Annotated in this window: 7 protein-coding genes and 1 pseudogene; 5 read left to right on the top strand and 3 right to left on the bottom strand. The window is 62.0% G+C overall.

The genetic code is table 11. The annotated features are described in order from the left end of the window. Positions 1–1,362: acyl-CoA carboxylase subunit beta (locus tag IL54_RS05750; RefSeq protein ID WP_156106272.1), on the bottom strand; the 1,362-nt coding region annotated here is incomplete at its 3' end. A 229-nt stretch (positions 1,363–1,591) separates the two neighbouring features. Between IL54_RS05750 and IL54_RS05745 the strand changes: the two genes are divergently transcribed. Beyond that, the gene (locus IL54_RS05745) at positions 1,592–3,007 is read left to right on the top strand and encodes a helix-turn-helix domain-containing protein (RefSeq protein WP_037473903.1); all 1,416 of its coding nucleotides are present in this window, start codon (positions 1,592–1,594) and stop codon (positions 3,005–3,007) included. Positions 3,008–3,016: 9 nt separating this feature from the next. On the opposite strand, the gene IL54_RS05740 is transcribed toward IL54_RS05745, so the two are convergent. Then, positions 3,017–3,457 (bottom strand): DUF983 domain-containing protein, encoded by a 441-nt coding sequence (locus IL54_RS05740; RefSeq protein ID WP_037477895.1) that lies wholly within the window; start codon positions 3,455–3,457, stop codon positions 3,017–3,019. Positions 3,458–3,598: 141 nt separating this feature from the next. Between IL54_RS05740 and ychF the strand changes: the two genes are divergently transcribed. The 4 genes from ychF to IL54_RS05720 all read left to right on the top strand — a co-directional run bounded on the left by ychF (position 3,599) and on the right by IL54_RS05720 (position 7,390). Next, entirely contained in the window at positions 3,599–4,699 is a 1,101-nt protein-coding gene (ychF, locus tag IL54_RS05735) for a redox-regulated ATPase YchF (protein ID WP_037477894.1), read from the top strand. Between the two features lie 4 nt (positions 4,700–4,703). After that, positions 4,704–5,225, top strand: a complete 522-nt coding sequence (locus tag IL54_RS05730; RefSeq protein WP_037473901.1) for a DNA-deoxyinosine glycosylase — start codon at positions 4,704–4,706, stop codon at positions 5,223–5,225. 89 nt (positions 5,226–5,314) lie between these two features. Next, positions 5,315–6,865 carry an alkaline phosphatase D family protein gene (locus IL54_RS05725; protein ID WP_037477892.1) on the top strand — a complete coding sequence of 517 codons (1,551 nt, stop codon included), beginning with the start codon at positions 5,315–5,317 and terminating at the stop codon, positions 6,863–6,865. Between the two features lie 60 nt (positions 6,866–6,925). Then, positions 6,926–7,390: a MaoC family dehydratase gene (locus IL54_RS05720; protein ID WP_037477891.1), complete on the top strand. Its 465-nt coding sequence runs from the start codon at positions 6,926–6,928 to the stop codon at positions 7,388–7,390. Positions 7,391–7,422: 32 nt separating this feature from the next. Here the strand turns inward: IL54_RS05720 and IL54_RS05715 are convergent. Next, positions 7,423–7,981 (bottom strand): annotated as a pseudogene (locus IL54_RS05715) (DNA mismatch repair endonuclease MutL); the annotation flags it as partial.

Raw genomic sequence — 7,981 nt, 5'->3', positions numbered from 1 at the left:
CGTCCGCTCGGCAATCTCGTCTGCCGTCTTACCCCGGAAGATGATCTCCACCGCGCCCTTGGCCCCCATCACCGCGATTTCGGCCGTCGGCCAGGCGTAGTTCAGATCGCCACGCAGATGCTTGGACGCCATCACGTCATAGGCGCCGCCATAGGCCTTGCGGGTGATGATGGTGATCTTGGGCACGGTCGCTTCAGCATAGGCGAACAGCAGTTTCGCGCCATGTTTGATGATGCCGTTATGCTCTTGCGCGGTTCCCGGCAGGAAGCCCGGCACGTCCACCAACGTCACGATCGGAATTTCGAACGCATCGCAGAAGCGCACGAAGCGCCCTGCCTTCTTGGATGAATTGATATCCAGCACGCCCGCCAGCACGAACGGCTGGTTGGCGACGATGCCGATCGTCCGGCCTTCGACCCGACCAAAGCCGCAGATGATATTGCCTGCATGCGCTGGCTGCACCTCGAAGAAATCGCCCTCGTCCACGATCTTCTTGATCAGTTCGTGCATGTCATAGGGCTGGTTCGCGTTGGCGGGGATCAGCGTGTCGAGGCTCGGCTCGATCCGGTCCCATGGGTCCGCGCTCGGACGCTCCGGCACCGGCTCCTTGTTCGACGCAGGCAGGAAATCGACGAAATCGCGCACCGCCAGCAGCGCTTCGATATCATTCTCAAACGCCACGTCCGCGACGCCCGACTTGGTCGTGTGCGTCACCGCGCCGCCCAGTTCCTCCTGCGTCACCACCTCGTTCGTCACCGTCTTGACCACGTCCGGCCCAGTCACGAACATGAAACTGCTATCCTTCACCATGAAGATGAAGTCGGTCATGGCCGGCGAATAAACCGCGCCGCCCGCGCATGGCCCCATGATGACGCTGATCTGCGGCACCACGCCCGACGCCAGCACATTGCGCTGGAAAATCTCGGCATAGCCCGCGAGCGATGCAACGCCCTCCTGAATCCGCGCCCCGCCGCTGTCGTTCAGCCCGATCACCGGCGCGCCGACCTTCAGCGCCATGTCCATGATCTTGCAGATTTTCATCGCGTGCCGTTCGGACACCGCGCCGCCATAGACGGTGAAGTCCTGGCTAAAGACGAACACCAGCCGCCCGTTGATCGTACCCGATCCGGTGACCACGCCGTCGCCGGGGATATGCGCTTCGTCCATGCCGAAATCGACGCAATTATGCTCGACATACATGTCCAGCTCTTCAAAGCTGTCCTCGTCCAGCAACACCTCGATCCGCTCGCGCGCGGTCAGCTTGCCCTTACCATGCTGGGCATCAATGCGGCGTTGGCCGCCGCCCATGCGCGCACCTTCGCGCTTGGCTTCAAGCTGTTCGATAATGGCGAGCTTCGACATAGGCATATCTCTCCGGTCATTGCGCGGACGTGTTATAACGGCTCTGTCCCAAGCTTTGCGACTTTTCGCAAATGTAAATTTGCTAATTTGCAAATCACGACTTCGCAAATTAGTGTCGAACACCCCACCATCCGTTCGTTTCGAGCGAAGTCGAGAAACGGGCGTGCAGGTTTCTCGACTTCGCTCGAAACGAACGGCGGTTGGGAGCTACTGAGGAGGGAACGCAGACATGGCACGCGGCAATCGTATATTTGCAGGACCAAGGCTGCGCCAGTTGCGCCTCGACCATCGCATGGACCAGGCGACGATGGCGCAGGCGTTGAGTATATCCGTGTCCTACCTCTCCCAGATGGAGAATGACGACCGTCCCCTCACCGCCAAGGTCAAGGCCGCACTCGCCAATGCCTTTCCGACCGACTGGGCCAGCTTCGACGCACGCGAGGATGAGCAGATGCTGGGCGCCTTCACTTTCGCGCTCAGCCATCCCGAATTACCTGGTGTCGCGCTGGAACCGGAGCGGATCGAGAAATTGCATCTGCAATTCCCAGAATTCGCGGCGCGCTATCTCGACCTGTATAACGCGCATCTGCGGGCGAACGAGCGCATCAACATGATCGAGGAAGCGATCGCCAACGACAGCACGGTGCAGGCGCGGCTGCCATGGGAGGCAGCGCGCGACTGGTTTCATGAAGCAGGCAATTATGTTCACAGTATCGATTGCCTGGCCGAGGATATGGCTGCCAGCTTTACCGCAGGGCAGATGCTGGACGAAGGTATGCTGGTCGAAGCGCTGGCACGGCGTCATGGCATCGAAACGCTGATCGCCGACACGCCCGACAGCGCGCTGCGATCCTATACCAGCAGTACCAAGCGGCTATTCGTCAATGCGGCGCTGCCGACCGAGAGCCGGAAGTTCATGCTGGCGCACCAGCTCATGATGCTGGAGGGCCAGGCGGTAATCGCCGATGTAGTAAGCAAGGCGGGGCTGCCGGTCACTGGCGCGGATCGGCTTTTGGCAATCGGCCTTGGCAATTACGCGGCAGGCGCGCTGCTGATGCCCTATGCCGCCTTTCGCGAAGCCGCCCGCACGATGCGCCACGACATAGATCGGCTCGCCCGCACCTTTGGCGTCAGTTTCGAGCAGGCCTGCCACCGGCTTTCGACGCTTCAGCGACCAGGGCTGCGCGGCATTCCCTTCTTCTTCTGCCGCGTCGACATGGCGGGCAATATCACTAAGCGGCACAGCGCAACCCGGTTGCAGTTCGCGCGGTTCGGCGGGGCTTGCCCTTTATGGAACGTGCATGAGGCGGTGGCGATCCCCGACCGGATCAACGTGCAACTGGGCGAAACGCCCGACGGCGTGCGCTATGTCTCGATGGCCAAGGGGCTGGTCAAGCCATCGGGTAGCTATAGTCGGACGCCGCGCCGCTTTGCCGTGGTGCTGGGGTGCGAGACGGCGCATGCGGCGAACTTCGTCTATGCCGACGGGCTGCAACTGGACGTCGAAGGCGCAGCGACGCCGATCGGCATCACCTGTCGCCTCTGTTCTCGCCAAAGCTGCGACCAGCGGGCCTTTCCGCCCGCCGATCGGCCGATCCATGTCGACCCGGATAATCGGCAGATCGTGCCTTACTGGATTGGGTAAGCGATAGGGTTAAGGCTTGGTCCCTTGGCCGTCATGCAGTTTCGCCCACAGGCCCGCCGTGCCTGCTTCCTGCGCCTTCATCGTGAACTGCGCGGCGACCAGCCAGCCCTTGATCGGGCGCATGGGCAAAATGGTGGTCAGGATCAGCACCGGCACGCCAACGGCCAGATGGACCCAAACGCCCGGCCGCGCCATGATTTCGAGCATGATGATGAAAATGACGCCGGGCACGCAGGCGAATAATTGCACGAACACGGCCGGGCCATCGGCAGGGTCGGCGAAGCTGTAATTAAGGCCACAGACTTCGCAATGATCGCGCATGGTCAGGAAGCCGTTGAAGATATGCCCTTCGCCGCAGCGGGGACATCGACCGAGCACACCCGTCTCATGCGCCGAGCGCTTGGGCCACTGGCGGCCGGTCTCGTCAACCCAATGGGCCTGGCTTTGCATGTCTGTCATGACGCTCCATGTGGCGCGTGCGAAGCGCATTGCAATTGGCCCTTTTGTCCTACCCCTTTGCGCGCCACTGGCCAAGGGGCGCACAAGGCGCTATCGCGCGCGCCAATCCTTCCGATCTTCAAAGGCAGTCAAATGGGTTTTCGTTGTGGTATCGTCGGTCTTCCCAATGTGGGCAAGTCCACCCTGTTCAACGCGTTGACCGAGACGCAGGCGGCGCAGGCGGCGAACTATCCCTTCTGCACGATCGAACCGAACGAGGGGCGCGTGGCCGTGCCCGATCCCCGGCTGGAGACGATTGCAAAGATCGGCGGGTCGGCCAAGATCATCGAGACGCAACTGGCGTTCGTGGACATTGCAGGGCTGGTACGCGGCGCGTCCAAGGGTGAAGGGTTGGGCAACCAGTTCCTGGCCAATATCCGCGAGACCGACGCGATCGTCCATGTGCTGCGCTGCTTCGAGGATGACGACATCACCCATGTCGAAAACAAAGTCGATCCGATCGCCGACGCGGAGACAGTCGAGACGGAATTGATGTTGGCCGACCTCGAAAGCCTGGAAAAGCGCGTTCCCAACCTGTTGAAAAAGGGCGCGCAGGGCGACAAGGAGGCCAAGGCGGCCGCCGCCGTTCTGGGTCAGGCGCTAGACCTGCTGCGAGACGGCAAGCCCGCACGATTGACGGTGCCGCGCGACGAGGAAGAAGCACGGCTGTTCGCGCAGGCACAACTGCTCACCGCCAAGCCCGTCCTTTATGTCTGCAATGTCGAGGAGGACAGCGCGTCGAGCGGCAATGCCCATTCGGCGCGCGTGTTCGAGAAGGCGGCGGCGGAAAATGCCAAGGCCGTGATCGTCTCCGCTGCGATCGAGGCCGAACTCGTCACCATGCCGGTCGAGGAACGGGCGGAATATCTCGACGCGCTGGGCCTTGCTGAAGCCGGTCTCGCGCGGATCATCCGGGCGGGGTATGAACTGCTCGGCCTCATCACCTTCTTCACCGTTGGCCCCAAGGAAGCACGCGCCTGGACCGTAGCGCGCGGGGCGAAGGCGCCGCAGGCGGCGGGCGCGATCCATACCGATTTCGAAAAAGGCTTCATCCGCGCCGAAACCATGGCCTTTGACGATTATGTCCAGTTCAACGGCGAAGCCGGAGCCAAGGAAGCGGGCAAGTGGCGGTCGGAAGGCAAGGAATATGTGACGCAGGATGGCGACATCATGCTGTTCCGCTTCAACGTCTGACCCCGTGACGCTGCGCCCCGGCCCATCGCCTGCGCAGCGCAAGGCCGCCTTCCCGCCCAGCGTCGATGCGGACACAAGGCTGTTGATCCTCGGCAGCTTGCCCGGCGATGCGTCGATCCGGCAGGGGGAATATTATGCGCATCGCGGCAACGCCTTCTGGACGCTGATGGGCGATGTGCTGGGCGAGGATTTGCGCGGCCAACCCTATGCCATGCGGCTCAAGCGGTTACGAGCACGGGGCGTCGGCCTATGGGATGTGATCGAAAGCGCGCAGCGTGAGGGGAGCCTTGACGGGGCCATTCGGGGGGCGGAAGTCCGCGATCTGGGGGCGTTCGTCGCGCGGCTACCAATGCTCGAAGCGATCGGCTTCAATGGCAAGACCGCCGCGATGCAGGGGCGGCGGCAGTTGGGCGACCGGCCGGGCCTGACGCTGATCGACCTTCCCTCCTCCAGCGGTGCCTATGCCAGCCTGTCGCGCGCGCAAAAGGCGGAGCGTTGGGCCGCCCTGCGGGCGTGGATCGTCTGACCAGATTGCATCTATGTGTCATATTGCGCGGCTAGGGCGAAGCGCTAAGAGACAGCCATAAAATCATCGCATCCTTGAAGGTCGCCGCCATGTTCACCCGCCGTCAATTGCTCACCGTTGCCACCGCCGCGCCCTTGATCGGCGCGCCTGCTATCGTGAGGGCGCAAAGCTGGTATGCGGGCTATCCCTTTTCGCTGGGGGTGACGTCGGGCGATCCGGCGGCGGACGGCTTTGTCATCTGGACCAAGCTGGCACCCAAACCATTCGAGCCGCATGGCGGTATGCCGACGGTGCCGCTGCCGGTAAAATGGGAAGTCGCCAGCGACGATCGTTTCAAGACGATCGTGGCGTCGGGGGAGGCGACCGCACGGCCTGAACTTGGCCATAGCGTCCATGTCGAAGTCGCGGGATTGCAGCCCGACCGGCCCTATTGGTATCGTTTCGCGCTGGCAGGCGACCAGTCGCCGCGCGGGCGGGCACGCACCTTGCCGCCGGCCTCGGCCAGTCCCAGGGCGCTGAAATTCGGTGTCGCCGGGTGTCAGAATTATGAGGACGGGTATTTTACCGCTTTCCGCCATCTCGCGCGCGAGGATGATCTTGCCTTCGTCTATCATTATGGCGACTTCATCTATGAATATAAGCAGCGCAGACCGGACTATGACAAGGATGGGCTGCCGGTACCCCATGTGCGCAACCATATCGGCCAGGATTGTCTCGACGTCGCGGACTATCGGCTGCGCTACGCCCAATATCTGAGCGATTACGACCTGCAGGCCGCGCGCGCCAAACATACATGGTTCCCCACCTTTGACGATCATGAGGTGGAGAATAATTGGGTGCAGGATGAAAATTGGAAAGCTGTACCGCCGGAGATTTTCCGCCTGCGCCGTCAGGCGGGATTGCAGGCCTGGTATGAATATATGCCCGTGCGTGCTGCCATGCTGCCGCGCAACGGGATCATCACCAATATGTATCGCGAAGCGCGCTATGGCGATCTGCTCTCGATCGATTTTCTCGACACCCGCTCTTTCCGGTCGAAACAGCCCTGCGACGACGGATTCAAACCCTATTGCCCCGGCATCGACGACAGCAAGACTCAGGTCATTTCCCCGGAAGAGGAAAGCTGGCTGGTCCAGAATCTGAAGCGCGGCCAGACCCAATGGAATTGCGTGGCGCAGCAGGTGATGATGATGTCGCTCGACCGCCGCCGCTATGCCGACGAGACCCAGAAAATCTACAATATCGACACTTGGGCCGCCTATACGGCGCAGCGGAATCGGTTGCTGGCCAAGATGCGCGGGCTCGACAATGTCGTGGTACTGACCGGCGACGAGCATCAGAATTTCGCGGGACTGCTCGACAATGGCGACAAGGCCGTGGCGGTCGAATTCGTGTCCACCTCCATCTCGTCGGGCGGCGACGGGTCGAATCTGCGCACCGGCAGCGATGTAATGTTGAAGAACAACGCCGAGCTGAAATTCATCAACGACCAGCGCGGCTATCTGGTCTGCGAAGTCACGCCCGACGCCTGGACGACGCAGGCGCGCGTGATGGATCAGGTGTCGATGCCGGGCGGCGCGATCAGCACGCGGGCGACGATGACCGTCCCGCGCGGGCAACCCTCGCTGCAAATCAGCTGACATTGACGTAAACGTAAGGCGTGTTAGAACGGCATCCATTGCAAAAGGATAGGCATGGCGATGGATGACATTCTCTATTTCGAGGACATAGAGGTCGGCGACAGCTTCGCCTTCGGGCCGCTGACGGTCAGCCGCGAGGAAACGATCGCCTTCGCCGCGGAGTTCGACGCCCAGCCCTTCCACCTGTCCGACGAGGCCGCGGCGACGACCCATTTCGGCACTTTATCGGCCAGCGGATGGCACACCACCGCCCTGTTCATGAAGATGTTCGTCACCGAGATGCAGAGGAATCCTGGGCGACAGGCCGCAAGCCTGGGCGCGATCGGCGTCGATGAGCTACGCTGGCTCCGCCCGCTGCGCCCCGGCGACACGCTGCGCGGGACGAGCGAAGTGATCGACAAAAAGGCATCGAAAAGTCGCCCGGAAATGGGGATCGTGCGCAATAAGGTGACGATCCTCAACCAGGATGATCAACCCGTGCTCATAATGATCCCGATTGCGATGTGGAGGACAAGGCCGGCGTGATTAAGGCTCGATAAGGGACAGGCGGGTCCAGATCATTTCCGCCCAAAAAGCTTCTCAATATCCCCATGGCCCAGCTTTACCCATGTCGGTCTTCCATGGTTGCACTGGCCAGATCGCGGAGTCACTTCCATTTCTCTGAGCAGCGCGTTCATTTCCGCGACGCTCAGCACACGGCCTGCGCGGACTGATCCGTGGCAGGCCATGCTCGCGGCGACGAGGTCGAGCCGTTCCTTCAGCGACAAGGCGCTGTCATAGGCGGCAAGGTCGTCGGCGAGGTCCGTCACCAGCCCCTGCACGTCTGACTGGCCGAGCATCGCAGGAACCGCACGGACCAGCATGGCCGATGGCCCAAAGCGTTCCAATTCCAGCCCGAAATCGCGCAGTTCCGGCGCGCGGGCTTCCAGACGGTCGCAGGCGGGCTCTTCCAGTTCGACCACTTCGGGCAGCAACAGCGCTTGGCTGGCAACCCCCTGCCCCTCCATCGCCCGGCGCATCCGTTCCAGCGTCAGCCGTTCATGCGCGGCATGCTGATCGACGATGACGAGGCCATCCTCCGCCTCCGCTACGATATAGGTGCGCGCCACCTGCCCG

This window comes from Sphingobium sp. ba1 (assembly GCF_000743655.1).
Classification (GTDB): Bacteria; Pseudomonadota; Alphaproteobacteria; order Sphingomonadales; family Sphingomonadaceae; genus Sphingobium.
This window is presented reverse-complemented; position numbering and strand designations above follow the sequence as displayed.

Excerpts from the sequence above, each read along its gene's own strand:
- IL54_RS05745 (WP_037473903.1), top strand. The coding sequence starts at position 1,592 with ATGGCACGCGGCAATCGTATATTTGCAGGACCAAGGCTGCGCCAGTTG.
- IL54_RS05740 (WP_037477895.1), bottom strand. The coding sequence starts at position 3,457 with ATGCAAAGCCAGGCCCATTGGGTTGACGAGACCGGCCGCCAGTGGCCC.
- ychF (WP_037477894.1), top strand. The coding sequence starts at position 3,599 with ATGGGTTTTCGTTGTGGTATCGTCGGTCTTCCCAATGTGGGCAAGTCC.
- IL54_RS05725 (WP_037477892.1), top strand. The coding sequence starts at position 5,315 with ATGTTCACCCGCCGTCAATTGCTCACCGTTGCCACCGCCGCGCCCTTG.
- IL54_RS05720 (WP_037477891.1), top strand. The coding sequence starts at position 6,926 with ATGGATGACATTCTCTATTTCGAGGACATAGAGGTCGGCGACAGCTTC.